Below are 26,105 nucleotides of genomic sequence, written 5' to 3' on the forward strand. Positions count from 1 at the left end.
CTCAGATCGTGATGACGTCGGCCAGCACCCCGCCCTCAGGGGTGAGCCGCTCGGGCGCTGGGCTGTCGTAGACGACCATGAACCTGCCGTCGCCGAGCGCGGCCAGCCCCTCCGGGTGGTCGCACCCCACCCCGTACGGCAGGTCGGTCACGAACGCCGGCTGCTGCCCCTCCCCGTCCCACCGCATGACGCTGACCGGCCCGTCCAGGCTCATGGTGGGACCGGCCAGCACCAGCAGGGAGCCGTCGCCGTCTGGACACAGGTCGCGCACGCCGAGCCCGCCCAGGTCCAGGAAGTGCTTGCGATAGCCCTTCAGCCGCAGCCGGTCCGGCCGGTGCTCGCGCACGTCGATCTCCAGCAGGACCGCCCAGCCCCGCAGCACCGGTCCGCGCAGCCCGAGGAAGACCCGCTCGCCGACCACCGCGATGCCCTCGACGTCCAGCCCGTTGTCCTTGCCGGGGACGGCGGTGAACGGGCCCAGATGCGGGTCCTGGGCCAGCACGTCGTCCAGCCCGGTCAGGATGGCGCCCTTGCCCACCGCGTCGGGCCCCTCCAGCGGGAGCCGTACCAGGATGTACCTGTTCGGCTCGCGGACCACGGTGGCCAGGCGCCTGGCCACCTTGGCCGGGTCGGACGGCTTGGCCTTCCTGCGCTTGAGGCTGTGCGAGCCGACCGCCCACAGCCGGCCGTCGGCCACCGCGATGCCCTCGATGTCGGCCTCGTCGTCCCTGCCCGCCGGCAGATCGACGTAGTCGGCCAGGTGGAACGTGCGCTCGTGGTCGTAGCAGGCGCCTGTCCAGGTCAGTCGCTCGATGGTGGCGGTCTCGTCGCCCGCGACCCACAGGCCCGTCCCGTCGACGCGCACCGCGGACAGGTTCGTGTGCGTCTGCGCGGCGCGTGACGCCTGGTCAAATCGAAGTTCCACCATTCGTGCTTTCTACACGCAATCCCGCGATATGTCGTACGCTCCCGATCGTGCTCGATGGGGAGAGTGGGGCCGCGGGGCCTCAGGTGAAATATCAGGCGAGGCCCGCGGGCTCTCCGCTCAGGCGCAGCCGCCTGGGCGACCTGCGGATGCGGGTGGTCTACCAGGTGCTGGCCGTCGTGGCCGCGCTGGCCGTGCTCGTGGCCGGCGGGCTCGCCATCGCGCTGTCAGGAGGCGCGGACGAGGGCGCCGCCCGGCCGGTCGCCGCGCCGCCGGCCGTACCGTCCTCGTCCGCCCCCTCGCCGCCCGCCTCGGCGGCTTCCACTCCCGGCTCCTCGGCGGCTGCTTCGCCCGGATCCACGGACGCGCCGGCGACCGCTTCCCCTGCCGCCTCGCCGGCGGCCACCGTGGCCGGTTTCTCGGGCGCGCCTTCGACGGCGCCTTCGACAGCGCCCTCGGCCGTCGCCCCCGTGCCGTCCGGGGCCGCTACGGCGGTGCCGTCCGGGGCGCCCTCGGTGGTGCCGTCGGCGGTGGCGGCGCCCGTCGCGTCCGCGACGCCGAGCCCCGGCGCCTCCATCGCCCCCGGATACACCGCGCTCGAGGCGCTGGCCGCCGACCGCAGGGTGCCGAAGCTGCCCGGCCGTATCCGGCTGCGCGCGCTCACCGGCAAGCCCGTCGCGACCATGGGCGTGATCAAGGACACCAAGACGGGCGTGTCGGTGCCCCGCCTGCGCGCCCCCTGGAAGAGGTACGGCGCCGCGCCCTTCACCTCCAGGCAGGTGCTGCCCAAGGCGGGCGCCGGCCCGAGGGCGATGCTGGTCAGCTGCCCCGTGCCGATCGAGGCGCAGGAACGGCTGCGCGACACCGCCCTGCTGGCCGCCCGCTGGACGCTGAACCACCACCCCAAGGGGTCGGTGATCCGCTGGCTCGGCGCCCAGCCGATCAAGAAGGGCTGGACGCTCTACTACCAGGTCAAGTACGGCAAGCGCGCCTCGGTCGCGGCGGTCGCCGTGCTCGACACCGGCAAGGCCAGGCCCGCGCTGGTGTTCGTCACGATCCCCGACACCCAGAAGAAGAGATGGGCCGATATCCGTCGCGTCATGTCGGGAGTTCGTGTTCTAGGCTGACGAACGAGAAACGTGCGCCCAGACCGTTGAAACCGTACGGCTCGGTCAGTGGCGCGCGTTTCTTATTGTTGAGCGACCGACGATACGGCGATTTTTTTTGGGGGAGTGACGCCGTGGCTGAGCGTTCGAGCTTGCCGAAGAAGGAGCCGAACAAGGAGCAGCCCAAGCCCTGGCGTGCCGAGGGCCTGCCCAAGGGGGGCTCGGGCGGGCGACCCAAAATCAACTGGTGGCGTTTCGTCGTCACGTTGCTGGTGGTCTACGCGGGCTTTTTCCTGATCTCGTCGTTCTTCGACGAGGGCCAGGTGGAGACGATCTCCTACAGCCAGTTCACCAAGCAGGTGACGGGCGGGAACGTCAAGGAGGTCTACGCGCAGGGCTACTCCGTCACCGGAGACCTCAAGAAGCCCGCGACCGACCCCGACAGCTCCAACAAGACCTACACCAAGTTCGTCACCGAGATCCCGGTGTTCGCCAACGACGAGCAGCTCTTCCAGCAGCTGACCACGTCGGGCGTGGAGATCAAGGCCGAGCCCATCAGCACGGGCAGCCGTGGCTTCCTCATCAACCTGCTGCTGTCGCTGCTGCCGATCGCCGTCCTGGCGGCCCTGTGGATCTGGGTCATGCGCCGCGGCCCCGGCATGATGGGCGGCGGCGGCCTCGGCGGCCTCGGCAGGTCCAAGGCGGCCAAGCCGATCGAGAGCGACAAGATCCGGGTCACGTTCGAGGACGTGGCCGGCATCGACGAGGTGGAGAACGAGCTCGTCGAGGTCGTCGACTACCTGAAGGACCCGGACAAGTACCGCCGTCTCGGCGCCAAGCTGCCCAAGGGCGTCCTGCTCGCGGGCCCGCCCGGAACCGGCAAGACCCTCCTGGCCCGCGCCGTCGCCGGCGAGGCCAACGTGCCGTTCTTCTCCGCCAGCGCGTCGGAGTTCATCGAGATGATCGTCGGCGTCGGCGCCTCCCGGGTGCGCGACCTGTTCGAGGAGGCCCGCAAGGTCGCCCCCTCGATCATCTTCATCGACGAGATCGACGCGATCGGCCGCGCCCGCGGCGGGGCCAGCGGCCTCGGCGGGCACGACGAGCGCGAGCAGACGCTCAACCAGATCCTCACCGAGATGGACGGCTTCTCCGGCGCCGAGGGCGTCATCGTGATCGGCGCGACCAACAGGCCCGAGGTGCTCGACCCCGCGCTGCTGCGTCCCGGACGGTTCGACCGCACGGTCATGGTCTCGCCGCCCGACGCGGCCGGCAGGGTGGCCATCCTGCAGGTCCACACCAGGAGCGTGCCGCTCGACGGCGACGTCAGCCTGCAGCAGCTGGCCAAGACCTCGCCCGGCATGACCGGCGCCGACCTGGCCAACCTCGTCAACGAGGCGGCGCTGCTGGCCGCCAAGCGCGGCAAGGAGAAGGTCTCGGCCGCCGACTTCGCCGACGCGCTGGAGAAGCTGCAGCTCGGGGCCGCCCGCTCGATCGTCATGCCGGAGGAGGAGCGCACCAGGACCGCCTACCACGAGGCGGGACACGCGCTGCTCGGCATGCTCCAGCCGGGCGCCGACCCGGTCAGGAAGATCTCGATCATCCCGCGTGGCAGGGCGCTCGGCGTCACCCTGTCCACACCCGACACCGACCGCTACGCCTACGACGAGAAGTACCTGAGGGGGCGCATCATCGGCGCGCTCGGCGGCATGGCGGCCGAGCAGGTCATCTACGGCGTGATCACCACCGGCGCGGAGAACGACCTCGAGCAGGTCACCATGATCGCGCGTGGCATGGTCGGCAGGTGGGGCATGTCGGAGCGGATCGGCCCGCTGACGATCCTGCCCAACGAGGGCCAGCCGCAGGCCGCCCCGCACACGCTCGCCACCCTGGACGAGGAGGTGCGGCGGATCGTGGACGAGTGCTACGAGGCGGCGGTCCGGGTGCTGACCGAGAACAGGGACCGGCTGGAGGCGATCGTCGTGGCCCTGCTGGAGCAGGAGACGCTGGACGAGGCCGACGCGTACGCCGCGGCGGGGCTGCCGCGCGCCAACCGGCCCGCCATCGAGCCCACGCCGCACCTGTGACGCGCCGAGGGGCAGGCGGGGGCGTCACGCGGCCGACGTCCTCGCCCGCCTCGAGGCGGGGTCTGGCCGGGCTTCCGGCGTGACGCCCGGGTCGACCCGGCGCGTGGATGTGGTGGACGAGACGGCCTCGGTCTGGGTGCTTGGTCCCGCGGAGGTTCGGGTTCGTGCGTTTGCGGACCTGCAGGGGCGTTCGGGCAGACAGGGGACGGAGCCCGGATAAACTGACCGGGTGATCGTGCTTGCGTCAGCCTCCCCCGCCCGCCTCGCCCTGCTCCGCAGCGCCGGGCTCGATCCCAAGGTGATCGTGAGCGGGGTCGACGAGGAGGCGTTCACCGCGGTGCTCCCCGCCGACCTGCCGCTGAAGCTGGCCGTCGCCAAGGCCTCGGCGGTCGCCGACGGCCTCACCGAGGGCCTGGTCATCGGCTGCGACTCCATCCTGGAGCTCGACGGCCGGCCGTACGGGAAGCCGGGCACCGCTGAGGAGGCGCTGACGCGCTGGCGGATGCTGCGCGGCAGGACCGGCCGCCTGCTGACCGGCCACTGCGTGATCGACGTCGCCACGGGACGGCAGGCCGCCGAGGTGGCCTCCACGGTGGTGCGGTTCGGCACGCCGTCCGAGGCCGAGATCGCCGCCTACGTCGCCAGCGGCGAGCCGCTCCACGTGGCCGGCGCCTTCACCCTCGACGGGCTGGGCGGCTGGTTCGTCGAGGGCATCGAGGGCGACCACGGCAACGTGCTGGGCATCTCCCTGCCGCTCGTACGCGAGCTGTTCGCCGAACTCGGCTACGCGGTGACCGACTTCTGGCGCTAGTTTCTCCCCATGCGATCAATGCGTGAGTTCGCCGGTGGCGTCGGGTTCTTCTTCCAGGGGCTCAGATGGGTCGCCAAGAACGGCAAGTGGTGGGGTTTCGGGCTCGTTCCCGCACTGATCGCGTTCGTGATCTACGTCGCCGCGCTGGTCTACCTCGGCAACAACGCCACGGGGATCGCCGACTTCCTGACACCGTTCGCCGACGGATGGGCCGCCGGGTGGCGTGACTTCCTCAGGGGAGCGCTGGCGGTGCTGCTGTTCATCGGCGGCCTGGCGCTGGCCGTGCTGACCTTCACCGCGCTCACGCTGGCCATCGGGGAGCCGTTCTACGAGAAGCTCTCGGAGAAGGTCGACCCCCTGCACGGGGCCGACGACGTGCCGTGGTGGCGGTCGATCCCACGCTCGATCCGCGACAGCCTGGTCACCCTGCTGTATGCGCTGATGTTCACGATCCCGCTGTTCTTCCTCGGGTTCGTGCCGGTGGTCGGGCAGACGGTGGTGCCCGTGCTGGGCGCCCTGGTGTCCGGATTCTTCCTGACGGTCGAGCTGACCTCGCTGGCCATGGAACGGCGCGGCATGAACCGGCGTGCCCGCTTCGGCGTGCTGCGCGCGAACAAGGCGCCCGCGCTGGGGTTCGGCGTGGTGGTCTTCCTGATCTTCCTGGTGCCGTTCGTGGCGGTCCTGGCCATGCCGGCGGCGGTGGCGGGCGCCGCGCTGATGGTCCGCAGCCGTCTCGTGCCGCTTCCCGCCGAGCCTGCCCGGCCTGCCGCCCCTCCCGCGCCGCACGCGCCATGAGCCCCTGTCGCCGCTGCTTCCGGAAACGCGGAGGAAACGCGGCCACCGTACGATCGCTCCTCATCAGTGCCTCGGTATCGGCCTTGGGGGAGTCTGGATGCGCGCACCGCTGGTCATCGCCGTCGCTCAGCCGGAATGCGTGCCGTACGACGTGACGGCGAACGCGGTGACGCACGCGGCGGCGATCCGCGCCGCCGGCGCCCGCGTGGTGGTCTTTCCCGAGCTCTCCCTGACCGGCTACCACCTCGACGCCGCCGCCATCGGGACCGACGACCCGCGTCTGGCGCCTGTGGTCGAGGCCTGTGCCGAGACCGGTTCCATCGCCCTCGCCGGCGCGCCCGTCCAGGGCGAGGCGGGCCGACCGCACATCTCGACGCTGGCCGTGGACGGCACCGGGGTCGTGGTGGCGTACCGCAAGCTGTGGCTGTCCACCACCGAGGCCGGACGGTTCGCCCCCGGCGACAAGCCCGCCGTGCTCGAGGTCGACGGCTGGCGGCTCGGCCTGGCGATCTGCAAGGACACGGGCGTTGCCCAGCACGCGGCGGACACCGCCGCGCTGGGGATGGACGCCTACGTCGGGGGCGTCCTGGAGCACCGCGAGGACACGGCGGTCCAGGACGAGCGCGCCCGGCGCATCGCCACCGAGCACGGGGTGTGGGTCGCGGTGGCGAGCTTCGCCGGGTCGTCGGGTGAAGGGTTCGCGGCGGCCGCGGGCCGGTCGGGCATCTGGTCCGCCGGCGGCACCGTGATCGCCCAGGCAGGCCCTGAGCAGGGCGCTCTCGTCCGCGCCACCCTGACCTGACCTGCAGCCCGCCCGACACCTTCGGGAGCCTCGACCGGGCACCGCTCTTCATCCACGTGAGCCCCTGGCCGCTCCATCCACAGACCGCCGGCACGTCCGCCCGTCATCCACGGCTTTCGGGCACGCCCGCCCCTGATCCACAGACCACCGGCACGTCCGCCCCTGATCCACAGACCACCGGCACGTCCGCCCGTCATCCACGGCTTTCGGGCACGCCCGCGCCTCATCCACAGACCACCGGCACGTCCGCCCGTCATCCACAGAATCGCGCTCGCCCGAAAAGTCCCCGCCCCTGGCCCGGCACCCTCGTGCCCCATGAGCACCGACGTCACCGCACCCGCACTCACCCTGACCACCCCCGCCGACATCCTTGCCGCCGTGCCGTACATCGTCGGCTTCCATCCCACCGACAGCCTGGTCGTCATCGGGATGTCGGGCAGAGTCGGCCAGGGCGAGATGCGTGTCTGCGCGCGCTGGAACCTGCCGCTCCCGCCGGGCTCGCTCCGCCCCCTCACCGGACTGTTCGCCCGAGAGTCGATCACCCATCTCGTCGCCGTCGGCTACGGCACGGGCGCCCACGTCACCCCGGCCGTCGACCAGCTCCGTTCCGTCGCCCAGTGGTGCGGCGTCACCCCGTGCGAGGTCCTGCGCGCCCACGAGGGGCGCTACTGGTCCTACGTGTGCGACCTGACCGACTGCTGTCCCCTGGACGGCACGCCGTACGACGTCTCCACCAGTCCGATAGCCGCCGAAGCGACCGTGCACGGCATGGTCGCCCTTCCTGACCGAGCCACCTTGGAAGCGACGATCGCGCCACACGCCGGCCCGGTGCGGCTGTCGATGCGCCGCGCCACGGCCGGGGCGGTCGCCGCCTTCCGCGCCGCCATGGCCACCGCCCCCGACGCCGACCACTTCGCCCACCGGTTCGTCGCCGACGGCCTGGCCCGGGTGCGCGCCGCCATCGAGACCACCGCGAGAGGAGGGAGAGTCGACGACGACGAAGCCGCCCGCCTGGGCCTCGACCTGTCCCTGATCAGGGTGCGAGACGAGGCGTGGACCCTGATCGACGAAGCCTCACGACCCGCCCACCTCGCGCTGTGGAGGGATCTCACCCGGCGCCTCGAGCCGCGCTTCGTCCCACCGGCGGCATCCCTGCTGGCGATGTCCGCCTGGCACGGCGACGACTGCGTCCTGGCGACCATCGCCCTCGAACGCGCTCTGGCCGTCGACCCCTGCTACTCGATGGCCAACCTCCTCATGCACGCGCTCCAGCATCTGCTCTCGCCGACCACGCTGCGCGACCGCATGCCCAGTCCCGCCGAGCTCGACGCCGCCATGGGCGCCCCTCACGCGAGCTGGCTGCTTCCCCTGACCGCGATCCTCGACGAGAAGGACGACAGCCTCCGTTGAGGCGCGCGCATTCCGTGCCGCCCGGGCCGGTTCCGGCGACGTCACCCGCCCACCGGGCGCACGCTCACCGTGATCGTCGGCCTTCAGGGGTGGAACGGCCGGCCGCCGAACGCGTGGCCCGCCCGACGACCGAAGAGGTCGCCCTCCGGCGGATCGAGGACGCCGACGTCATCGTCCCCGATCCCCGTCCGTCACCGTCCCTCTGGTTCGTGCCGCGCCTCGCCGTCGTCTCCGCACGTCGAGCCGGGAGACGTCGCCGGTCGTCACCTTCCGCCTGGATCGGGCAGTGGCTGGTCGCTGTCACCTCACGTCGAGCTCGGGAACATCGCCAGCCGCGCCGCGCGCCTGGCGGCCTGCTCCTCCGGATCGGGTACGAGCGCCGACAGCAGCAGCCGCCGCGTGTACGGGTCGCGGGGGTCCGTCGTCACCTGCTCGGCATCCCCGATCTCCACGATCCGGCCCTGCGACATCACCGCCACACGGTCGCTGATGTGCCGCACCACGGCCAGGTCATGGGAGATGAACAGGTACGCGACGCCGGTGTCCCGCTGGATCTCGACGAGCAGATCGAGCACCTGCGCCTGGGTGGAGACATCGAGCGCGCTGACCGGCTCGTCGCAGATGATCAGCCTCGGGCCCAGCGCCAGCGCGCGGGCGATGGCCACCCGCTGGCGCTGGCCGCCGGACAGTTCGCGGGCGCGCCGCTCGCCGGTGCCCGCCGGCAGTCCGACCCTGTCGAGCAGGCTTCTGATGCGCTTGTCCGCGTCGGCGGCGGTGTGTTCCGCGGTCACGAGCAACGGTTCGACCAGGATGTCGTGGATGCGCATGGCCGGGTTCAGCGAGCTGTACGGGTCCTGGAACACCGCCTGCACATCCCTCGCCCTGGCCCGGCGCGGGGCGAGCGGACGCCCGTCGAACCGGATGCTTCCGGAGGTGACGGGTGCCAAGCCCAGCACGGCCCTGCCGAGCGTGGTCTTCCCCGATCCCGACTCGCCGACCAGGCCGAGCGTCTCTCCCGCGGTGAGGGCGAGGCTCACCTCGCGCAACACCCGCAGGGGCGGGGTGCGCCGGCCCCGCTGCGGGAAGTCCACGCACAATCGGTCCACCTCGAGCAACGGGGCAGTCGCGTTTCGCGGCCCTTCGATCACCCGCGGCCGGGCGAACCCGCCGGACGGGACGACGTCCCCGCTCTCAGCCCGGAATGCGTCCTCTGGTTCGGCGGCCACCTGCGGCCGGCCGGCTTGCCGGATCCCGTTCACGGCGCCGGCGAGCGTCGCGTCCCCGCGACCGGCGTCCGCGCCGTCACCGGCGCCGGAACGTCCAAGCTCCAGCGCCCGGCCCGGCCCGCTGACCAGCCCCAAACGTGGCCGCCGGGGAGCCGCGTTGTGCGGGTTGGCGGCCAGCAGCGCCGCCGTGTACGGCTCGGCGGGCGCCGCGAACAGCCGGCCGACCGGAGCCGTCTCCACCAGCCGCCCGTTCCGCATGACCGCCACCCGGTCGCACATGTCCGCCACCACGCCGAGATCATGGGTGACGATCAGCACCGCCATCCCGCGCTCCCGCTGCAAGGACCTCAGCAGGTCGAGCACCTCCGCCTGCACGGTGACGTCCAGCGCGGTCGTCGGCTCGTCGGCGATCAGCAGGTCGGGATCGCACGACACGGCGGCCGCGATCAGCACCCGCTGCGCCGTACCACCGGAGATCTCGTGCGGGAAGGACCGGTATATCCGCGCCGGGTCCGCGATGCCCACCCTGGCCAGCAGGGAGAGCGCGCGTTGCCTCGCCTCACGCCTCGACAGCCCCAGGTGGACGACGATCGGCTCGATGAGCTGGCTGCCGACCCGGAAGCTCGGGTCCAGGTTCGACATGGGCTCCTGCGACACGTACCCGATGCGCCTGCCCCTGAGCCGGTTGAGCGCCCGCTCCGGCATTCCGGTCAGCTCGGCGCCATCGAACACGACTCCGCCGGCGGTGATCCGTCCCGTGCCCGGCAGCAGTCCGAGAGCGGCCAGCACGGTCTGTGTCTTTCCCGACCCCGACTCGCCGACCAGCCCGAGCACCTCGCCCGGCCGTACCGCCAGCGAGACCCGGTCGACGACCGTGACCGGCCCGTGAGCGACGGTCAGGTCGGTGACCGTCAGCAGGGCGTCCACGGAAGGAGCGGGCGGCGCCGAGGTCCGGGGCGCGGCGGCGCGCGGCTGGGGCGGTTCCAAGTCGTCCCGTACGGCGTTGCCGAGCAGGTTGACCGCCAGGACGGTGAGCGCGATGGCCGCCCCCGGCCAGATCGACAACCACGGCGCGGTGAACACGTTGGTCGCGGCGTCGTTCAGCATGGCGCCCCAGCTCGCCGCGCCCGGCTCGCCGAGGCCGAGGAAGTCGATGCCCGCCTGGATCAGGATCGCCGCGCCGAACAGCAGGGGCGCCTGCACGACGACGGCCGACCTGACCACCGACAGCACGTGCCGGCGCACGATACGCAGATGCGACAGGCCGGACACCTTGGCCGCGTCGATGTAGAGCTCGCCCCGCACCCGCTGGGTGACGGCACGCACCAGCCGATAGATGGAAGGGGACGCCAGGAACCCGACGAAGGCCATCATCCTCACCAGCCCGGGCCCGACCACGGCGACGAACGCCAGCACCACGATGATGGCCGGCAGCGCCATCATCAGGCTGAAGACCCAACTGGCCACGGCGTCCACCCAGCGCGCGAAGTACCCGGCGAACATGCCCGCCGTCACACCGGCCACGAGCGCGACGGCGGTGGCCAGCAGCGCCCCGATCAGCGTGTCGCGGGCGCCGAACAGCAGCCGGCTCAGCACGTCCCTGCCGGAGCCGTCGCCGCCCATCGGATGCGCGCCGCTCGGCGGGGCGAGCACGGCGGGCAGGTCCACGAAATCGGCGGTGTAGGGGGCGAGCAGGTCGGCCGCCGCCGCGGCCACGCAGACCAGCAGCAGGAAGGCGGCCGACAGCAGCGCGCCGGGCCGGCGCAGCAGGCGCCTCATCGAGTCCTCACCCTCGGGTCGAGCCAGCCGACCAGCAGGTCGACGACCAGGTTGACGGCGAGCACGACGACGACGCCGACCACGACGACACCGAGCACGACGGGAATGTCCGACCTACTGGAGCTGGCGGAAGCGAGGCTGCCGAGACCTTGGATCGCGAAGACCTGCTCGACCACGATCGCACCGCCGAACAGGCCGATGAACTGCAGGCTGACGACCGTCAGCGCGGTCGGCGCCGCGTTGCGCAGCACGTGCCGCAACAGCAACCGCCTGCGCGGCAGCCCGCGGCTGCGCAGTGTGCGCACGTAGTCCTGCGCGAGGACGGTCGCCACCGCGCTGCGGGTCTGCGCCGCGATCGCCGCCACCGACCCGATCGCGATGGCGGTGACCGGCAGGACCAGCGACCTGATCCACTGCACGGGGCCCTGGCTGATCGGCACGTAACCGGTGGCCGGCAGCCATGGCAGGTTCACCGCGAACACGATGACGAGCAGCAGCGCGATCCACATGCCCGGTACGGCGAAGCCGAGGCTCGCCAGCACCTGGACCGTCCTGTCCACCCAGCCGCCGCGGATGGCGGCGAGCATGCCGTACGTGATGCCGAGGATCGCCGAGACCAGCGTGGCCAGCACGGCCAGCGACGCGGTGATCGGCAGTCTCGCCACGATCGTGTCGGTCACGGGCACGCCGGTGAACCACGACACCCCGAGGTCCCCGCGGGCGGCGGCGCCGAGCCAGGCCAGGTAGCGCTCGCCCACCGGCCGGTGCAGCCCCAGCTCGTGGCGCTTGGCCAGCAACTGCTCGGCGGTGGCCGTCACGCCGACCAGTTGTCGCGTGGGGTCGGGCACCAGGCTGGTGAGGACGAAGGTCAGCGCGGTGATCACGACGAGCAGGACTCCCGCCGCGACCAGCCGGCGCACCAGCAGCGCGCGCATCGGTCAGACCGCCGGCTGGTAGTCGCGGAGGAAGACGAAGAGCTGGGTGTCGGGCACGTCGATCTTCACCTTGCTCTTGTCCCAGACCAGCAGGCTCGTCGAGGAGTACAGCGGGGCGAACCAGGCCTGCTCGACGACGTAGGTGTTCAGCTCCTTGAACAGCGCCGCCTGCTCGGCCTCGTCGGCGACGGAGATCCGCCGCATCAGCTTCGAGATCGCCGGATCGTCGACGTGGAAGGGGTTGAACACCCCGCCCGCCGCGAGGAACAGGGAGGCGTCGATCCAGTTCTGGGTGGCGGTGTAGGTGTACATGAACGCCGGGTAGGTGCCCGCCAGGTACTGCTGGGTGATCAGGTTGGTGGACACCGGCTTGTAGACGACCTTGATCCCGATCTGGGCGAGCTGCTGGGCGACGACCGGGTAGAGAGTCGGCACGTAGGCGTTCTCGCTGGGCATCGTGAGCGTGAAGCCGTTCGGGTATCCGGCCTCGGCCAGCAGCCGCTTCGCCTTCGCCGGGTCGTAGGGGTACCTCGAGTTGAGCGCCTCGACGAAGGCAGGGGAGCCCGCCGCGAACATCTGCGTCGTCCGCTTGCCGGACCCGCCGCCGACCGACCTGAGGATGCCCTCGGCGTCGAGGCCGTAGTTGATGGCCTGCCTGACCTTCACCTTCGCCAGCGGCGGGGCGAGCTTGCCCGCACGGTCGACCATCCACATGCCGAGGATGAGCCCGGTCATCTCCTTGAACTGCAGGCCCGCCGCCTTCGCGGCTTTCAGCCCCGACATGGGGATGCCGCCCGAGTCGACCTGGCCGCTGGTGGCCGCCGTGAGCATGGCGTTGGTGTCGGGCAGCGCCTTGACCTGCAGCTTGTCGAAGCCGTACGTGATGGGAAGCTTGTACGTCGGATTGCGCGTGAAGGTGTAGGAGGAGCCGCGCGTAGTCGCGGCGAGGTCGAGCAGGTACGGCCCGCTGCCGATCGGCTGGGTCTTGAGCGTGGCGAACGCCTTCGGGCTGGCGATCATGCCGGGCACCAGGCTCAGGTTGAACAGCAGGCCGGGGTCGGGCTTGTTGAGCTTCAGCACGATCTCGGCCGGGTCGGTGACGTCGACGGACGAGATCGAGGCCAGCGCTGACTGGGTGGGGCCGGTGGTGGCGCGACCCCGGTCGAGGTTCGCCTTCACGGCGGCGGCGTCGAGCTTCGAGCCGTCGGAGAAGACGACGTCGGCGCGGAGCTTCATGGTGAGCGTGGTCTTGCCCTTGTCGTACGTCCAGCCGGTGGCCAGCCCGGGCGTGATCGTCAGGTCGGGGTTGAGGGTCGTGAGCGAGGAGTAGACGGCCTGCAGGTAGAGAACCGAGTTGCCGCCCGCACCCATGGCGGGGTCCCAGCTCGACACGTCGGCGGCGGCGGACAGGGTCAGCACACGTTCGCCGGCGGGCGCGGTGGCCGAACCGCCGCCCGAACAGGCCGTGCCAAGGAGGGTGAGGGCGGTGAGGGCGGCGATGGCGGCCGTGCGCCTGGAAACCGGCATGGATCCCCCTGGGGGTGAGGACGTCGAACAAAAACTACCTATCAGTTGGTAGTCTTTTAACACCCTGAGGCATGATGATCGCAACCCCTTCGTAACGTGGAGTTCTCATGCGTGGCAGCACGGGCGGGCCGATGCGGTGGTAGGCGGCGTCGTCCTGGCCCCCGTAGCCCCGTACGGCACGCCCCTCGACGAGACCGGCACACCGACGACGGTCACGGTCACGGCGACGGTCACGGTCACGGCGACGGGCACGGGCACGGCCACGGTCACGGCGACGGGCACGGGCACGGCGACGGGCACGGGCACGGCCACGGTCACGGGCACGGCCACGGCGACGGTCACGGCGACGGGCACGGTCACGGCCACGGCGACGGTCACGGTCACGGTCACGGCGACGGTCACGGTCACGGTCACGGCGACGGTCACGGTCACGGTCACGGCGACGGTCACGGTCACGGTCACGGCGACGGCGACGGCGACGGCCACCGGCGGTGCCCGCCGCACGCCCTGCCATGTCCGGATGGCTGCCGACCCCGATGCCACGGGAGGAGTCCTCAAATGCCACGCGAGGACCTCGCGCCAAGAGGGTCTCACGATGGGAGATGCGGCGATGGGCGCTGGCCGGCACGATGCCGCGGGGGGGGTCGAGCTTCGGGCGTCGCGAGGGGACCCTTCACGGGCAGGTGGGGTCAGCGTGAGAGGAGGTGTTCATGGCCGGAGATCGGGGCCGGGCCGGACCTGGGGATCGGCAGTGCCTTCGCGGCGCGGACCCTCTGGGTGCCCGGCGTGCGCAGGGACGGGACCGGCCGTTCGGCGGCGAGCCGTACACGCCGGCTTACAGGATCGCCATCCCCGGCAGCATGGTTCGGGGTCCGGGCCTACCGGGGAGCGACCCTCGATGCGGCCGGCGGCATGGAAGTTCACCCGGCGCGGGCGCGACGCCGACGAGCGGTCGGGCCGGCCCGGGCTCGGACCGGCGCCATCAGAAGGGCTCTGTCAGCCGATCCGGCAGCGGGAGCGGCATCCGGTAGGTTACGTCGGCTCGTGGTGCGGCGTGGCACTGGTCCGCGTATGCGTCAGCCCGTGGCGCAGGGTGGCACTGGTCTGCGTATGTGTCAGCTTGTGGTTGGGCGTGGCGCTGGTTCGCGTAGCTTGTGGTGCGGCGTGGCGCTGGTCCACGAACGCGTCAGCTTGTGGGGCGGCGTGGCGCTGGTCCGCTCATGCGTCAGTTTGTGGTGCGGTGTCGTACTGGTCCGTGCATGCGTCAGTTTGTGGTGCGGCGTGGCGCCGGTAGGCGCCTGCGTCAGCCACCGCTCGGAGCGGTGTGCACCGGACGGCGTCAGTCCAGGTCTTCGCGCTTGCGGCGCTCGTTGTAGGCCCGCATGCGGGGCGGGTATCCGGTCAGCTGGACGTCGTACACGGGCAGCGCCAGGTCACGCGCCACCTTGCGGATCACCTGCGGCGAGCCCACCCGGCGCCGGGTCCACTCGCCGTCATCGGCGATGGCGACAGCGGTCGTGTCGGTGGCGAAAGTCTCGGGTTCGACGAAGAATTCCACCCCGCGCCGAGACTTGGCGAAAGCGATGAGCGCCTCGATATCGGCGTCGGTCGCTTCACGGTCGAACTTCGCGACCTTGTTTCCCCGCCAGCGCCGCAAGCCGTAGCGATCTCGCCATCTCATGGATCCTTTTTATATCGTTCGGCGCTCGTCTGCGTCGGGGTGTTATCGGGGAGAGATCGGGGTTTCTCCCGATGGATCTCTGGAAGCGCGAAGAGCACGATGGCATCGGAACGCCCATCGACGAAAGGCACGACAGCCATGGCATCGGCACATTCCCCAGCGCCGGCATACAGGGGGCACGGCAAGGTGCCGCCGATGGAGATGCGCGTTACCCACGAGGACCGCGAGCATGTCGTCGAACACGTCAAAGCCGCGTACGCCGAGGGACGGTTCGACAAGTACGAGTTCGAGGAGCGCCTCGACCGGGCCATGACCGCGCGCACCCATGGCGACCTCATGCCCATCATGACCGAGCTGTACGGCCCGCAACGCCACTGGCAGTCGATCGCCGTGCCGACCAGGGCCGTTCCGCGTCCGGCGCCCCGACCGCACGGTGTTCCGGCCGACAGCAACGAACGCCTCGGGGGCGCCGCGGCTCACCTGCTCGCCCTGCCCGGCCTGATCGTCATCGGCCCGCTGATCATGCTGCTCGCGGGTGGCAAGACCTCGCCGTACATCCGGCAGCACGCGGTCGAGGCGCTGAACTTCCACCTGACCTTGCTCGGCGCGACGCTCCTGCTGCCGTTCACGATCGTGGGGATCGTCCTGCTGCCGGTGATCTGGGTGGCCGCGTTCGTCCTGGCGATCGTCGGCGGGGTGTCCTCGCTGGCGGAGAACGACTTCCGCTACCCGCTGACGGTCCGCCTCGTGAAGTAGTGATCCAGTAGGGACGCGCCGCTCTGAACCCGGCCCTCAACCCGGCTCTGAACCCGGCTCTGAACCCGGCCCTGAACCCGGCGCGGACCAGGCATGGACGCGGGGCCGATCCGGTGGCCAGGGGGACGGCCGGACGCAAGGACCATGAGGGGTGACGCCAGGGAAGCATGCGGACGCTCGGGGTGAGGCGGTCGGCGTGTGCAGCGTGAACGGGGGAGACACGGCTGGCCGGACGCAGTGACGCAGGGGCGTATGTGGACGCGGGCCAGTGGGCGTGTGGAGGGTGCCCAGCAAGGCACAGCCGGACGTAAGAGCCATCGGGGTGGTGTCGAGCGAGTCACACGGACGCTGGGGGCGGTCGGCATGTGGAGGGTGCGCGCGAGGAGAGACAGCCGAGTGCTGTGAGACGTCCAGGGGCGTGAGGGCGTCGAGCATGCACGCGGACGGGGGCAGTCAGACGCGGGTGTCACGGGGCGGGGCAGTCGGATGTGCCAGGGGAAGTGACGTGACGGCCAGGCCCAGCAGCCCGACGGCCGCCAGGCGTAGGCGGCGGCGTGTCACGGGGCACGGCAGCTCTGTGTGTGAGGGGTCCGAGGGCGGGGCTGTCGGCCGGGTGGGGGTGTCCGAGGGCGGGGCTGTCGGCCGGGTGAGGGTGTCCGACCGCGGGGGCCGTCGCGCGTGGAAGGGTCCCGGGGGACGACGTTGGACGTGCGGGCGGGGACGGTGGACAGTCGGCCAACTGGTTGACGCGCCAGGCGGGTACGAGCCAGAGCGACCACGCCGAGATCGTCGTCTCGACCGGAGACGCGGTCACCAGGGGCGGCCGCCGTGCATGCGCGTGAGGGTGAGTGACAAGGACCCTCAGGTCCACCGCGGCCACCGCCGCGACGTCCTCTCGGGGTCGTCCTGGCCCGGATGGTCGAAGGGGATGATCAGAGGCCGGAGGCGGGATGATCGGAGGCCGGATGGACCGGGGCCGGATGGACGGAGGCCGGATGGACCGGGGCCGGATGGACGGAGGCCGGATGGACCGGGGCCGGATGGACGGAGGCCGGATGGACGGAGGTCGGATGGACGGAGGTCGGACAGGGGGCGCGGCCGGGTGCCGCCGGTGGGGAATGAGGCGATGGTGCGCCGTCCGGCGGGACCCGGCCGCGAGTCGGTGTCCGAGCGGGCAGACCGCTAGCGCGCGAGAACCTGGTATTTGACGGTCATCACGCCCGACCCCGTGTTCCCGATGGCCGAGAAGGCGGCCTCGGACAGGTCGAGGCAGCGTCCGCCGGTGTACGGCCCGCGGTCGTTGATCCGCACGACGACGTCCTTGCCGTTCGAGGGGTTGATGACGCGGACCTTGCTGCCCAGCGGCAGCGACTTGTGCGCCGCGGTCATCGCCGAGGGGTTGAACCGCTCGCCGCTGGCCGTCATCTGGGGCTCGTCGTAGAACGAGGCGCCGCACCTGCCCGAAGCGATCACGCGGGCCTTCGACCTGGTGGCGACCTTCGCGGACTCGACCGAGGTGGCCTGCTTGGCGGTGCTGTTCTTCTCGCCGTCCGCGGACGATGCGCGGTCCTGGGCGGAGACAGGCGCGCGGTCCGCGGGCACCGCAGGGCGGGAACCCTCTCCTGACACCGCCGCCGACGAGGGAGCGGCGGGGGTGGCGACCAGTGGCGACCCGGACGGCGAGGCGGACGCCGTGGCCGAGGCGCTGGTCCCGGGCGACTTGAGCGTCGGAGCTGCGGTGGCGGTGGCCTGCGAGGTGGCGGTGGCCTGCGGGGTGGCCGCTGCCTGCCGGGTGTCCGCGGCGGCGAGGCCGGTGGCGGAGGTCTGCGGGGCGTCGCCGGTCGAGACGGCGGCCCAGGCGGTGGTCGAGGCGGCGGCCAGGACGGCGGCGCCCGCCGCGACGGTGGTCGTCCAGCGACGCTTGCCGGGGGCCATGAGACGGCCCAACGGGCGCGTGCGGGACGGCTTGCTCGAATGCTGACCCAAGGGAAACCACGGTCCTAGATCGGGGACAGGACAGGGACCGGCCAGACGGGTGAGGGATGGGGGACGCGCGTCGGCCGATCCTGGAGGGAGACGTGTGACGCCTCGCGATGGACCCGAACTTACGTGACAAAGAGCGCGTAAAGGCAATTTAATGGGACATACCGTGAAATATCTCACTTTGCCCATGGAAAGGTTGCCGACGATCGACACTACGCCCTTGATCTTGGGTTTTGTCGGCAACGGCGGGCACCGCACGCGGTCGGTGAAGGGTGGAAGGCGAGTCGCAGACCCGTCCCTGCGCCAGTCCGCGGACGAACGCACCGACGTCACGCACCGACGTCACGACAGCCGCCCTTCACGGGAGGGGGCCGGAAGTGGTCTCCAGGTCGTCGAAGCCCAGGTGTCGTGCGGATCGATCAGGTAACGGGCCGCGACATACCTTCAGGGCCGAGCGTTCATCGTCCTGGTTCACCGAGACGCCCTTCTCCGTCCGCCTGAAGGCGGCGGTGCTCCGTCGAGCAGCACCGCAGAGCCCTCATGATCGTGACGCCATCGGGGGCCCGTGATCGCGTGCGGCGTCCGGCGCGGCGGGCCACTGGAACCAGCAGTATGGGGCCATCCCGTTGAGGCCGATCCACTGCTGGACTTGTGCGGGTCCGAAGGCCGGTGTCGTCACCCAAGGAAGCCGGTGGCAGGCGCACATGCCGACCTGCGGCACGACACCCTCGGCCCGCGCGCTTTCGAGGAGTGTCGTTCAGGCCTTCCTACCGGTAGAGCGTCCAGGGCAGGAGGAGAGCGACACCTGGACGAACCCGCCCAACGCTCGTCTGGGCCGGGACCGCCGAGAAGATCCGGGAGATCCTGTGCGATCCCGGCCCGCACCCGGGCACCCCGCGCCAAGGGGTCGCACCCTGGTCGGGGCTTACACGCGCAGCTCGGGCGGCAGACCTGTCCAGCGCAGTTCGGCGGGCAGGTGCCCCATGTCGTTGTAGAAGAGGACGGAGGCGGGGCGGTCGGGCGCGTACCGGATGACGGTCAGCGCGGCGTTGCAGTGGTTGAGCCCGAGCCAGCGCCACTTCGGCGCATCGAGGGCGGCACGGACGAGCCAGCCGATGAGGAAGTTGTGCGTGACGACCAGTTCGTGGCGGGTCCCCTCCGTCACCGGACCCGTGAAGACGCGCAGGGCGTGCGCGGCAAGGTCGTCGCCCTCGTCCGCGGGGAACTGCTCCAGAAAGCCCAGGTAACGCTCGGCGGCCTCGGGCGGCAGCTCGTTCTTGTCCGGCCGGTAGGGGACGTAGTCCCCAGCGGCCTCCGACGGGCGCAGGGGCACGCCGGGAAGATGCTCGCCGATCAGACGGGCGGTCTGCGCGGCCCGGGGGAGCGGGCCGTGATGGATGGCGGAGAAAGGGACGTCACGGAGCCGCTCGCCGAGCAACGCGGCCTGGCGGCGGCCGTTCGCGGTGAGGGCCTGTTCGTCAGGAGTGGCCTCACCGTGGCGCGTGAGGTAGAGGTAGCGGGGCATGATTGCGGCCATTATTCCGGAATCCGTCCCCTCGGACGCTCTCGACAATGACGCGCGGACACGGACATCTCTGATGAGCGTGGCTCGCCACCACGAACGTCACACCGTCACCGGGGCCAGGTCGGCTTCGTCAGTCGACGCGACTCAGCCACGCGTCCTGCGCGTCGGCCAACGGTCCTGCCGGAGGTAGTGGGACGAAGCGGCACGCGAACTCAAGGCCGGCGTCCTCGCCGTCAGCGCGAACGCGGTGGTGCCAGGCATCAGCGCTGTCCGGACGGGCGGTGAGGTGGAAGAACGTCGTTCGCCGCGGCTGCCCGTCATCGGCACGCGGCCTGTCATCCACCGCGATGGGCCGGACGACGGAAACCGCGGTCAAGCCGGTCTCCTCCTCGACTTCTCGAAGGACGGCCTGCTCCAGGCTTTCGCCAGGCCGGACCCCTCCCGCCGGCACCTGGGTGCCGGCGTCGGGCGCGCCGACGTGATCGAAGACAAGGAGTTCCGGGGTGGACCGGTAGCGGATCACGTAGGCGGCGACGCGGATTCGCGGACGAGACATCCCTCCATCATCCCAAAAATGATCTTTGGTGCATGGCCGGACCCAAGGGTTGATGGCTCCGTACGGCCCGACGTCATCCACTCGGAACCGCGTCCTGCCGACTCACCAGTGCCAGGCAGGGCCGAGCAGCCCGATCCGGCCGGGACCACGCCGGTCACCCCCGCCGTGGCCAAAACGCCCAGGCCCCGCTGTGGCCAAGGGCGCCCAAGCCCCGCCGTGGCCGAGGCCGCCCAAGCCCTCCTGCGGCCAGGGACGCTCAGGGCCCCGTCTGGCAAGGACGCTCAGGCCTTCTCTGGCAAGGACGCTCAGGTCCCTGTGGGGCCCGGGACGCCCAAGTCCCCCGTGCGTCAAGGACGGCGAAGTCGCACGGCGAGGAAGGACGGCGCCTGCTGCAGCTTCCAGTAGGCCGCCTCGTCGACCTCTCGCAGGCCGGGCACCGGGCGCGGCTCGACGAGCCGTTCCAGGACGAACCCGGCGGCCAGCAGCTCGCCCAGGAACGTCTCCACCGGCATCCGCTGGAAGCGGATCGACAACCCGCTGTCTTGCAGGGGAAGCTCGACCCAGTCATCGGCATAGTAGGAGCCGCCGAAATGGCGCCAGTCGGCGGCCGGGTGGGTCGTCGAGACCACGAGCCATCCTCCTGGCCGCAGCACCCGGCGCAGTTCACGCAGCAACTGCGCGCGACGAGCGACGTGGTGCAGCACCAGCGCGCAGACGGCGCCGTCGAACGACGCGTCATCGGCGAAGTCGAGCGGCTCCTCCAGGTCCTGGAGCAGGAGCTCGGCCTGTTCACCCACCCGTGCCCGCGCGTGACCCAGCAGTGTGCCGCTGCCGTCGACGCCGACCACCTGGGCGCCGCGCGCCAGGAGTTCGGCCACGTAGTGCCCCGCCCCGCAGCCGACGTCGAGGACCTTCGAGCCGGCGACGTCACCGGCGAGTTCCAGCGTCGCGGGCCGATCGGTATAGGCGTTGTATGGGCTGATGCCGGCGTGCTCGGCGAAGTAGTCTCCAAGCGCGTCGTGATAGGCGGTCTTCGGGGGCATCAGCACATCATGGCGGCGGCTGTGGCCGACTGCGAACGGTTTAACGTCGATCTCTCGGTCCCGCTCGTGACTCGTGATCCTGGAGCGATCAGGGTGAACGGTGGGATCGCCGAGGGCAGAGGTGCATCGGTCGGTCTCGACGTGGCAGCAGCCGCGCCCGCCTCGGCTGTCTCCCGAGCGGGACGCGCTCGTCGAGCAGATCGCCCAGCGGATCCTGTCCCTCGGCCACGGCAGGCTGCTGGTCGGGATCGACGGCTTCACCGCCTCTGGCAAGACGAGCTTCGGACACGAGCTGGCGGAGCGGATCAGTGGAGCGGGACGCCCTGTGCTGCGGGCGACCCTTGACGACTTCAAGAAGCCGTGGCGGGACCGGCATCTGTACGACCGGGAGTCGGGTGAGGGCTACTACCGCAACGCCTACGACCACCAGGCGGTCAGGCGGCTCCTGCTCGATCCCTGCCGTTCGCCGGACGCGGTGCTCTGCGCCCTGTGCGGCATCGACCCGCTGACCCAGCGGGATCACTCGGCGGACACGACACCCGTGGCGACCGACGCCCTGATGAGGTGGCCCGTTCTCGCATCCCGTCACACTGACCGCCCGAGGGCGCTGTGTCAGGCGACCAGGGCGTCGTGGTGCTGACCGACATGGACAAGGCGCGGCTGGAGCGGAAGCGGCTTCAGTGACGCGGGCGGCCGGCCACCGGCCCGGCGCCGATGGCGTGATGACCGACGGCGATGCCGTGGTGAACGGCGGTGGCGGCGTGCCCCGGCGCATCCGGGCCACGGCGGTCGCCAGAAGTTCGTCGCGAATCCCCGTGAGCCCGCGCCCCTACAGCATCAGCGAGCGGACCGTCTCGACCGTGTCGGCTTCCTCCGCCCTCTTGTCCGGCCGGTAGCGCAGCACGCGGGCGAACCGCAGCGCCATGCCGCCTGGATACCGGGGCGAGCGCTGCACCCCGTCGAAGGCGATCTCCACCACCAGCTCGGGGCGGAGCGCGACCGTCCAGCCGTCGGTGGGACCGTCGGCGATCTCCAGGAAGCGCTCGGTCTGCCAGGCGAGCAGTTCGTCGGTCAGCCCCTTGAACGTCTTGCCCAGCATGACGAACTCGCCGCTGTCAGGGTCGCGCGCGCCCAGATGGAGGTTCGACAGCTTGCCCTCGCGCCGTCCGTGGCCCCACTCGGCGGCCAGGACCACCAGGTCGAGGGTGTGCCGCGGCTTGATCTTGATCCAGCCGGCGCCGCGCCGCCCGGCCGCGTAGGCCGAGGTGAGGGACTTGGCGACCAGGCCCTCGTGGCCCCGCCGTACGACCTCGGTGAAGAACGACCCGGCGGCCGGCAGGTCGCCGGTGACCAGGCGGGGGGTGAGCAGCTCGGCGGGGACGGTGGCGGCCAGCCTCTCCTGGCGCTCGGCGTACGGCAGGTCGAGCAGGTCGGCGCCGTCGACCCGGAGCGCGTCGAAGAAGAACACGCTGAGCGGCGTCCGCGCGCGCAGCTTGGGAACGTCGGTCTTGCTGCTGACCCTGCTCGCGGTCACCTGGAACGGCTCGGGACGGCCGTCGGGGCGCAGCGCGATGACCTCGCCGTCGAGCACCAGGTCGGCGGACGGCAGCGCGAGCATCGCCTCGACCAGCTCGGGCACCTGGTCGGTGATGTCGTCGAGGGTGCGGGTGAAGACCCTGACCTCGTCGCCGGAACGGTGTGCCTGGACGCGGACGCCGTCGAGCTTCCACTCCAGCGCCGCCTGCCCGCCGATCTTCTCCAGCGCGGCGGCGACGCTGGGCGCGCTGCCGGCGAGCATGGGCGCGACCGGGCGGCCCACCTCGAGCTTGAAGGCGCGCAACGCCTCGACGCCGCCCGACAGCGCGGCCGCGCCGACCGCGGGCAGCCAGCCCCGCAACGTGAGCGCCCGCCGTACGTCGGCCGAGGGCGCGCCCGAGGCCTTGGCGACGGCCTCGATCATCACGCCGTCGAGCGCGCCCTGGCGCAGCTCGCCGGACAGCAGGCGCAGCAGGAACGACTGCTCCTGGCTGGTGACGGCGGTGAACAGCTCCTCGACCAGCGCCTTCCGGGCCGCCTGCGAGCCGGGCCCGGAGACGGCCTTGATGCGGGTCAGGAGGGCGTCGATGTCGGTGAGGGTGGCGGTGGCGACGAGCTTGGGCGGCGGAGGGTCCTGCAGCGTGCGCCAGCCGACGCCGATCTGGCGTTGGGGGAGCTCGCCCGACAGGTAGGCGATCGCGATCTCCGCCTCGTCGGCGCCGACCCGGCCGAGGAGCTCGGCCAGGTGGCCGATCTTGCCCAGACGGGCGGAGGTCCTGGCCACGGCCTCGGAGACACGGACGACGTCGATCAGCAGCACACCGCTTATGTTGCCCTACGGAACCGACAAAAGTCGCCCCTGACCTCGTCGCCGCCCGGGCCGACCGCTCCGGGCGGATGGCGGAGGTGCTTCCCGGCGGCAAGCCGGCCGGGCGGCGCGGGGCGGTGGATGCGGGGTGCAGCCATGGTGGCTCATGCGCAGGGGGCCGGCGGGTGTAGCGCGGCGGGAGCGCGCCTTTGCCGGGACTGCCGGGCGGGGAACCGGCGTGGTCGGTGCGCGGGTGCAGCGAAGAAGGAGGTTACGCGCGCAGGAGAGGGTGGTGGGGTACGGCGGGCCGTACCCCACGCATACTCGGGGTCAGCGCACGCCGAGCAGGTCGACGACGAAGATGAGCGTCTCGCCCGGCTTGATGCGGGCGCCGGCGCCGCGGCTGCCGTAGCCGAGGTGCGGCGGGATGACAAGCTTGCGCCGTCCGCCGACCTTCATGCCCGCCACGCCCTGGTCCCAGCCCGCGATGACGCGCCCGCCACCCAGCGGGAACTCGAACGGCGTGCCGCGGTTCCACGACGCGTCGAACTCCTCACCGGAGGAGAAGGCCACGCCGACGTAGTGCACCTGGACGGTGTGTCCAGACTTGGCCTCGGGGCCGTCCCCCTCGACGATGTCGACGATCTCCAGGTCGGCAGGCGGGTTGCCCTCCGGGAAGTCGATCTCCGGCTTCTCGAGTGCCACGATGTTCTCCTTGATGGATGTCTGGTTGACCCACCGACTCTATGGCAGCGAGCGGCGCACCCTGGCGGTGACGCCGGCGGGGCCTTCGACGGACGTGCCGGTTCCGTGGTGAACTGATCGCATGGCCACGTCGCTGAGCGGACGAGTCGCGGTGATCATCGGCGCGGCGAAGGATCTCGCGGAGACGGTCGCGGCGGTGGGCGCCACCGTCGTCGTGGGCGTCCGCTCGCCGGGTGACAGGCCGGCCGCCGACCTGGTGCTGACGCTGGACCCGGGCGATCCGATGGCGCTGAACGTGCTCGCGACGGCCGTCGAGGAACGCTACGGCCGTATCGACCTGCTGGTGGCCGCCGCGACGGGCGCGACGCAGGCGCCCTTCGAGTCGGTCTCCGCCAGGGCGGAGCGTGATCTCGTCGAGGCGAACTTCACCGGCGTCACCGGGGTGATCAGGCGGTTGCTGCCGCTGATGGGCCGCGGTTCGTCGATCGTCGTGCTGGTGCCGGAGCAGGCCCGCCACGCTCTCGACGCCGCCATGCGGGCGGCGGTCGAGAGCCTGTGCGCGGCGCTGGCGGTGGAACTGGCTCCGCGCGGCGTCGCCGTCAGCGCCGTCACGGAGCCCGCCGCCTACCAGCTCTGGTGCAGCGGCATGCCCTCGGTGTAGCCGGACGAGCTCTGGATGCCGACGACGGCCCGCTCGTGGAACTCCTCCAGCGTCGAGGCGCCCGCGTAGGTGCACGCGGAGCGCAGGCCCGCCACGATGGCGTCGATCTGATCCTCGACGCTGGGGCGCTGCTGGTCGAGGTACATGCGGGAGGTGGAGATGCCCTCCTCGAACAGCGCCTTGCGGGCCCGCTCGAACGGGCTGTCCTCGGCGGTGCGCAGCCGTACGGCACGCGCGGAGGCCATCCCGAAGTTCTCCTTGTACTTGCGGCCGTCGGCGTCGGTGCGAGCGTCGCCGGGCGACTCGTAGGTGCCGGCGAACCAGGAGCCGATCATGACGTTCGCCGCGCCGGCGGCCAGGGCGAGGGCCACGTCGCGCGGGTGCCGCACCCCGCCGTCGGCCCAGACGTGCCGGCCCAGGCGGCGCGCCTCGGCGGCGCACTCGAGCACGGCGGAGAACTGCGGCCGGCCCACGCCGGTCATCATCCGGGTGGTGCACATCGCGCCGGGGCCGACGCCCACCTTGAGGATGTCGGCGCCGGCCTCGACCAGGTCGCGCACGCCCTCGGCCGTCACCACGTTGCCCGCGGCGACGGGCACGCCGGGCTCGAGCGCCCTGACGGCGCGCAGCGCGGAGATCATCTTCTCCTGGTGGCCGTGCGCGGTGTCGACGACGAGGCAGTCGACGCCCGCGTCGAGCAGTTCCTTGGCCTTGGCGGCCACGTCGCCGTTGACGCCGACGGCGGCCGCGACGCGCAGCCTGCCCTGGGCGTCGACCGCGGGCTGGTAGAGGGTGGCGCGCAGCGCGCCGGTGCGGGTCAGGATGCCGACCAGGCGGCCGGAGCCGTCGACGACGGGCGCCAGGCGGTGGCGGCCCTCGTGCAGCATGTCGAACGCCTCGCGCGGGTCGAGCCCCGCCGGCAGCGTGAGCGGCTGCGCCGACATCACCTGCGAGAGCTGGGTGAACATGTCGACGCCGTGGCAGTCGGCCTCGGTGACGACGCCCACCGGGCGGTTGTCCCAGTCGACGATGATGACCGCGCCGTGCGCCCGCTTCGGCAGCAGCGCCAGCGCCTCGCCGACCGTGTCGTGCGGGGTGAGGGTGATCGGGGTGTCGTGCACCAGGTCGCGCTTCTTGACCCAGTCGACGACGTCGGCGACCACGTCGATCGGGATGTCCTGTGGGATGACCGTGAGGCCGCCCCTGCGGGCGACGGTCTCGGCCATGCGACGGCCGGCCACCGCCGTCATGTTCGCGACCACGAGGGGCAGGGTGGTGCCCGTGCCGTCGTTGGTCGACAGGTCGACCGCGAGCCTGGAGCCGATCGAGGACCGCGACGGGACCATGAACACGTCGCTGTAGGTCAGGTCGTATGCCGGCTCGAGTCCGTTGAGAAACTTCACGTTCGTCCATCCTACTTGCCGGAACCGGACAGTCCACGCGGGTGCAGA

General features: G+C 71.5%; 22 protein-coding genes. 9 read left to right on the forward strand and 13 right to left on the reverse strand.

Going from position 1 to position 26,105, the window contains the following annotated elements; genetic code table 11:
• Position 1: 1 nt before the first annotated feature.
• The gene (locus tag ACWENQ_RS39940; protein ID WP_449931329.1) at positions 2 to 928 is read right to left on the reverse strand and encodes a DUF3616 domain-containing protein; all 927 of its coding nucleotides are present in this window, start codon (positions 926 to 928) and stop codon (positions 2 to 4) included.
• Between the two features lie 47 nt (positions 929 to 975).
• Between ACWENQ_RS39940 and ACWENQ_RS39945 the strand changes: the two genes are divergently transcribed.
• The 6 genes from ACWENQ_RS39945 (at position 976) to ACWENQ_RS39970 (ending at position 7,933) form a co-directional block, all read left to right on the forward strand.
• Positions 976 to 2,052, forward strand: coding sequence for a hypothetical protein (locus ACWENQ_RS39945; RefSeq protein ID WP_452418917.1), 1,077 nt, complete (start codon positions 976 to 978; stop codon positions 2,050 to 2,052).
• Positions 2,053 to 2,165: 113 nt separating this feature from the next.
• Positions 2,166 to 4,115 (forward strand): ATP-dependent zinc metalloprotease FtsH, encoded by a 1,950-nt coding sequence (gene ftsH / locus ACWENQ_RS39950; protein WP_449931325.1) that lies wholly within the window; start codon positions 2,166 to 2,168, stop codon positions 4,113 to 4,115.
• A 229-nt stretch (positions 4,116 to 4,344) separates the two neighbouring features.
• Complete coding sequence (locus ACWENQ_RS39955; RefSeq protein ID WP_449931323.1) at positions 4,345 to 4,926, forward strand: Maf family protein; 582 nt, start codon at positions 4,345 to 4,347, stop codon at positions 4,924 to 4,926.
• 9 nt (positions 4,927 to 4,935) lie between these two features.
• Positions 4,936 to 5,721, forward strand: coding sequence for an EI24 domain-containing protein (locus ACWENQ_RS39960; protein ID WP_449931321.1), 786 nt, complete (start codon positions 4,936 to 4,938; stop codon positions 5,719 to 5,721).
• Positions 5,722 to 5,818: 97 nt separating this feature from the next.
• On the forward strand, positions 5,819 to 6,523 hold the full coding sequence (locus ACWENQ_RS39965) for a carbon-nitrogen hydrolase family protein (protein ID WP_452418919.1): 705 nt from the start codon (positions 5,819 to 5,821) through the stop codon (positions 6,521 to 6,523).
• Positions 6,524 to 6,838: 315 nt separating this feature from the next.
• Positions 6,839 to 7,933 (forward strand): DUF4192 domain-containing protein, encoded by a 1,095-nt coding sequence (locus tag ACWENQ_RS39970; protein WP_452418921.1) that lies wholly within the window; start codon positions 6,839 to 6,841, stop codon positions 7,931 to 7,933.
• A 305-nt stretch (positions 7,934 to 8,238) separates the two neighbouring features.
• Here ACWENQ_RS39970 and ACWENQ_RS39975 read toward each other — a convergent pair whose 3' ends face one another.
• The 5 genes from ACWENQ_RS39975 to ACWENQ_RS39995 form a co-directional block, all read right to left on the reverse strand.
• On the reverse strand, positions 8,239 to 10,938 hold the full coding sequence (locus ACWENQ_RS39975; protein WP_452418923.1) for a dipeptide ABC transporter ATP-binding protein: 2,700 nt from the start codon (positions 10,936 to 10,938) through the stop codon (positions 8,239 to 8,241).
• Positions 10,935 to 11,873 carry an ABC transporter permease gene (locus ACWENQ_RS39980; protein WP_452418924.1) on the reverse strand — a complete coding sequence of 313 codons (939 nt, stop codon included), beginning with the start codon at positions 11,871 to 11,873 and terminating at the stop codon, positions 10,935 to 10,937. The genes ACWENQ_RS39975 and ACWENQ_RS39980 overlap by 4 nt, the downstream gene beginning before the upstream one ends.
• A 3-nt stretch (positions 11,874 to 11,876) precedes the next feature.
• The gene (locus ACWENQ_RS39985; protein WP_452418925.1) at positions 11,877 to 13,400 is read right to left on the reverse strand and encodes an ABC transporter substrate-binding protein; all 1,524 of its coding nucleotides are present in this window, start codon (positions 13,398 to 13,400) and stop codon (positions 11,877 to 11,879) included.
• Positions 13,401 to 13,505: 105 nt separating this feature from the next.
• On the reverse strand, positions 13,506 to 13,943 hold the full coding sequence (locus tag ACWENQ_RS39990; RefSeq protein WP_452418927.1) for a hypothetical protein: 438 nt from the start codon (positions 13,941 to 13,943) through the stop codon (positions 13,506 to 13,508).
• Positions 13,944 to 14,739: 796 nt separating this feature from the next.
• Positions 14,740 to 15,081, reverse strand: a complete 342-nt coding sequence (locus tag ACWENQ_RS39995) for a hypothetical protein (protein WP_449931307.1) — start codon at positions 15,079 to 15,081, stop codon at positions 14,740 to 14,742.
• Positions 15,082 to 15,276: 195 nt separating this feature from the next.
• On the opposite strand from ACWENQ_RS39995, the gene ACWENQ_RS40000 reads away from it, so the two are divergent.
• Positions 15,277 to 15,837: a DUF4870 domain-containing protein gene (locus tag ACWENQ_RS40000; protein ID WP_452418928.1), complete on the forward strand. Its 561-nt coding sequence runs from the start codon at positions 15,277 to 15,279 to the stop codon at positions 15,835 to 15,837.
• A 1,182-nt stretch (positions 15,838 to 17,019) separates the two neighbouring features.
• On the opposite strand, the gene ACWENQ_RS40005 is transcribed toward ACWENQ_RS40000, so the two are convergent.
• The 4 genes from ACWENQ_RS40005 to ACWENQ_RS40020 all read right to left on the reverse strand — a co-directional run bounded on the left by ACWENQ_RS40005 (position 17,020) and on the right by ACWENQ_RS40020 (position 20,944).
• The gene (locus ACWENQ_RS40005) at positions 17,020 to 17,772 is read right to left on the reverse strand and encodes a septal ring lytic transglycosylase RlpA family protein (RefSeq protein ID WP_452418929.1); all 753 of its coding nucleotides are present in this window, start codon (positions 17,770 to 17,772) and stop codon (positions 17,020 to 17,022) included.
• 973 nt (positions 17,773 to 18,745) lie between these two features.
• The gene (locus ACWENQ_RS40010) at positions 18,746 to 19,345 is read right to left on the reverse strand and encodes a histidine phosphatase family protein (protein ID WP_449931303.1); all 600 of its coding nucleotides are present in this window, start codon (positions 19,343 to 19,345) and stop codon (positions 18,746 to 18,748) included.
• A gap of 130 nt (positions 19,346 to 19,475) precedes the next feature.
• The gene (locus tag ACWENQ_RS40015) at positions 19,476 to 19,901 is read right to left on the reverse strand and encodes an NUDIX hydrolase (RefSeq protein WP_452418931.1); all 426 of its coding nucleotides are present in this window, start codon (positions 19,899 to 19,901) and stop codon (positions 19,476 to 19,478) included.
• 347 nt (positions 19,902 to 20,248) lie between these two features.
• Positions 20,249 to 20,944 carry a class I SAM-dependent methyltransferase gene (locus tag ACWENQ_RS40020; protein ID WP_452418933.1) on the reverse strand — a complete coding sequence of 232 codons (696 nt, stop codon included), beginning with the start codon at positions 20,942 to 20,944 and terminating at the stop codon, positions 20,249 to 20,251.
• A gap of 100 nt (positions 20,945 to 21,044) precedes the next feature.
• Here ACWENQ_RS40020 and ACWENQ_RS40025 point away from each other — a divergent pair, with 100 nt between their 5' ends.
• The gene (locus ACWENQ_RS40025; protein WP_452418934.1) at positions 21,045 to 21,584 is read left to right on the forward strand and encodes a hypothetical protein; all 540 of its coding nucleotides are present in this window, start codon (positions 21,045 to 21,047) and stop codon (positions 21,582 to 21,584) included.
• 189 nt (positions 21,585 to 21,773) lie between these two features.
• Here ACWENQ_RS40025 and ACWENQ_RS40030 read toward each other — a convergent pair whose 3' ends face one another.
• Both ACWENQ_RS40030 and ACWENQ_RS40035 read right to left on the reverse strand, forming a co-directional pair.
• The gene (locus ACWENQ_RS40030; RefSeq protein ID WP_449931295.1) at positions 21,774 to 23,300 is read right to left on the reverse strand and encodes an ATP-dependent DNA ligase; all 1,527 of its coding nucleotides are present in this window, start codon (positions 23,298 to 23,300) and stop codon (positions 21,774 to 21,776) included.
• 318 nt (positions 23,301 to 23,618) lie between these two features.
• On the reverse strand, positions 23,619 to 23,993 hold the full coding sequence (locus ACWENQ_RS40035; RefSeq protein ID WP_449931293.1) for an FKBP-type peptidyl-prolyl cis-trans isomerase: 375 nt from the start codon (positions 23,991 to 23,993) through the stop codon (positions 23,619 to 23,621).
• Positions 23,994 to 24,114: 121 nt separating this feature from the next.
• On the opposite strand from ACWENQ_RS40035, the gene ACWENQ_RS40040 reads away from it, so the two are divergent.
• The gene (locus tag ACWENQ_RS40040; protein ID WP_452418936.1) at positions 24,115 to 24,654 is read left to right on the forward strand and encodes an SDR family oxidoreductase; all 540 of its coding nucleotides are present in this window, start codon (positions 24,115 to 24,117) and stop codon (positions 24,652 to 24,654) included.
• On the opposite strand, the gene ACWENQ_RS40045 is transcribed toward ACWENQ_RS40040, so the two are convergent.
• Positions 24,618 to 26,057: a GuaB1 family IMP dehydrogenase-related protein gene (locus tag ACWENQ_RS40045; RefSeq protein ID WP_354916618.1), complete on the reverse strand. Its 1,440-nt coding sequence runs from the start codon at positions 26,055 to 26,057 to the stop codon at positions 24,618 to 24,620. The genes ACWENQ_RS40040 and ACWENQ_RS40045 overlap by 37 nt on opposite strands.
• Between the last annotated feature and the right edge of the window lie 48 nt (positions 26,058 to 26,105).

It is taken from the genome of Nonomuraea sp. NPDC004354, from assembly GCF_053602555.1.

Excerpts from the sequence above, each read along its gene's own strand:
- ACWENQ_RS39940 (WP_449931329.1), bottom strand. The coding sequence starts at position 928 with ATGGTGGAACTTCGATTTGACCAGGCGTCACGCGCCGCGCAGACGCAC.
- ACWENQ_RS39960 (WP_449931321.1), top strand. The coding sequence starts at position 4,936 with ATGCGATCAATGCGTGAGTTCGCCGGTGGCGTCGGGTTCTTCTTCCAG.
- ACWENQ_RS39965 (WP_452418919.1), top strand. The coding sequence starts at position 5,819 with ATGCGCGCACCGCTGGTCATCGCCGTCGCTCAGCCGGAATGCGTGCCG.
- ACWENQ_RS39970 (WP_452418921.1), top strand. The coding sequence starts at position 6,839 with ATGAGCACCGACGTCACCGCACCCGCACTCACCCTGACCACCCCCGCC.
- ACWENQ_RS39975 (WP_452418923.1), bottom strand. The coding sequence starts at position 10,938 with ATGAGGCGCCTGCTGCGCCGGCCCGGCGCGCTGCTGTCGGCCGCCTTC.
- ACWENQ_RS39980 (WP_452418924.1), bottom strand. The coding sequence starts at position 11,873 with ATGCGCGCGCTGCTGGTGCGCCGGCTGGTCGCGGCGGGAGTCCTGCTC.
- ACWENQ_RS39985 (WP_452418925.1), bottom strand. The coding sequence starts at position 13,400 with ATGCCGGTTTCCAGGCGCACGGCCGCCATCGCCGCCCTCACCGCCCTC.
- ACWENQ_RS39995 (WP_449931307.1), bottom strand. The coding sequence starts at position 15,081 with ATGAGATGGCGAGATCGCTACGGCTTGCGGCGCTGGCGGGGAAACAAG.
- ACWENQ_RS40000 (WP_452418928.1), top strand. The coding sequence starts at position 15,277 with ATGGAGATGCGCGTTACCCACGAGGACCGCGAGCATGTCGTCGAACAC.
- ACWENQ_RS40005 (WP_452418929.1), bottom strand. The coding sequence starts at position 17,772 with ATGGCCCCCGGCAAGCGTCGCTGGACGACCACCGTCGCGGCGGGCGCC.
- ACWENQ_RS40010 (WP_449931303.1), bottom strand. The coding sequence starts at position 19,345 with ATGCCCCGCTACCTCTACCTCACGCGCCACGGTGAGGCCACTCCTGAC.
- ACWENQ_RS40015 (WP_452418931.1), bottom strand. The coding sequence starts at position 19,901 with ATGTCTCGTCCGCGAATCCGCGTCGCCGCCTACGTGATCCGCTACCGG.
- ACWENQ_RS40020 (WP_452418933.1), bottom strand. The coding sequence starts at position 20,944 with ATGCCCCCGAAGACCGCCTATCACGACGCGCTTGGAGACTACTTCGCC.
- ACWENQ_RS40040 (WP_452418936.1), top strand. The coding sequence starts at position 24,115 with ATGGCCACGTCGCTGAGCGGACGAGTCGCGGTGATCATCGGCGCGGCG.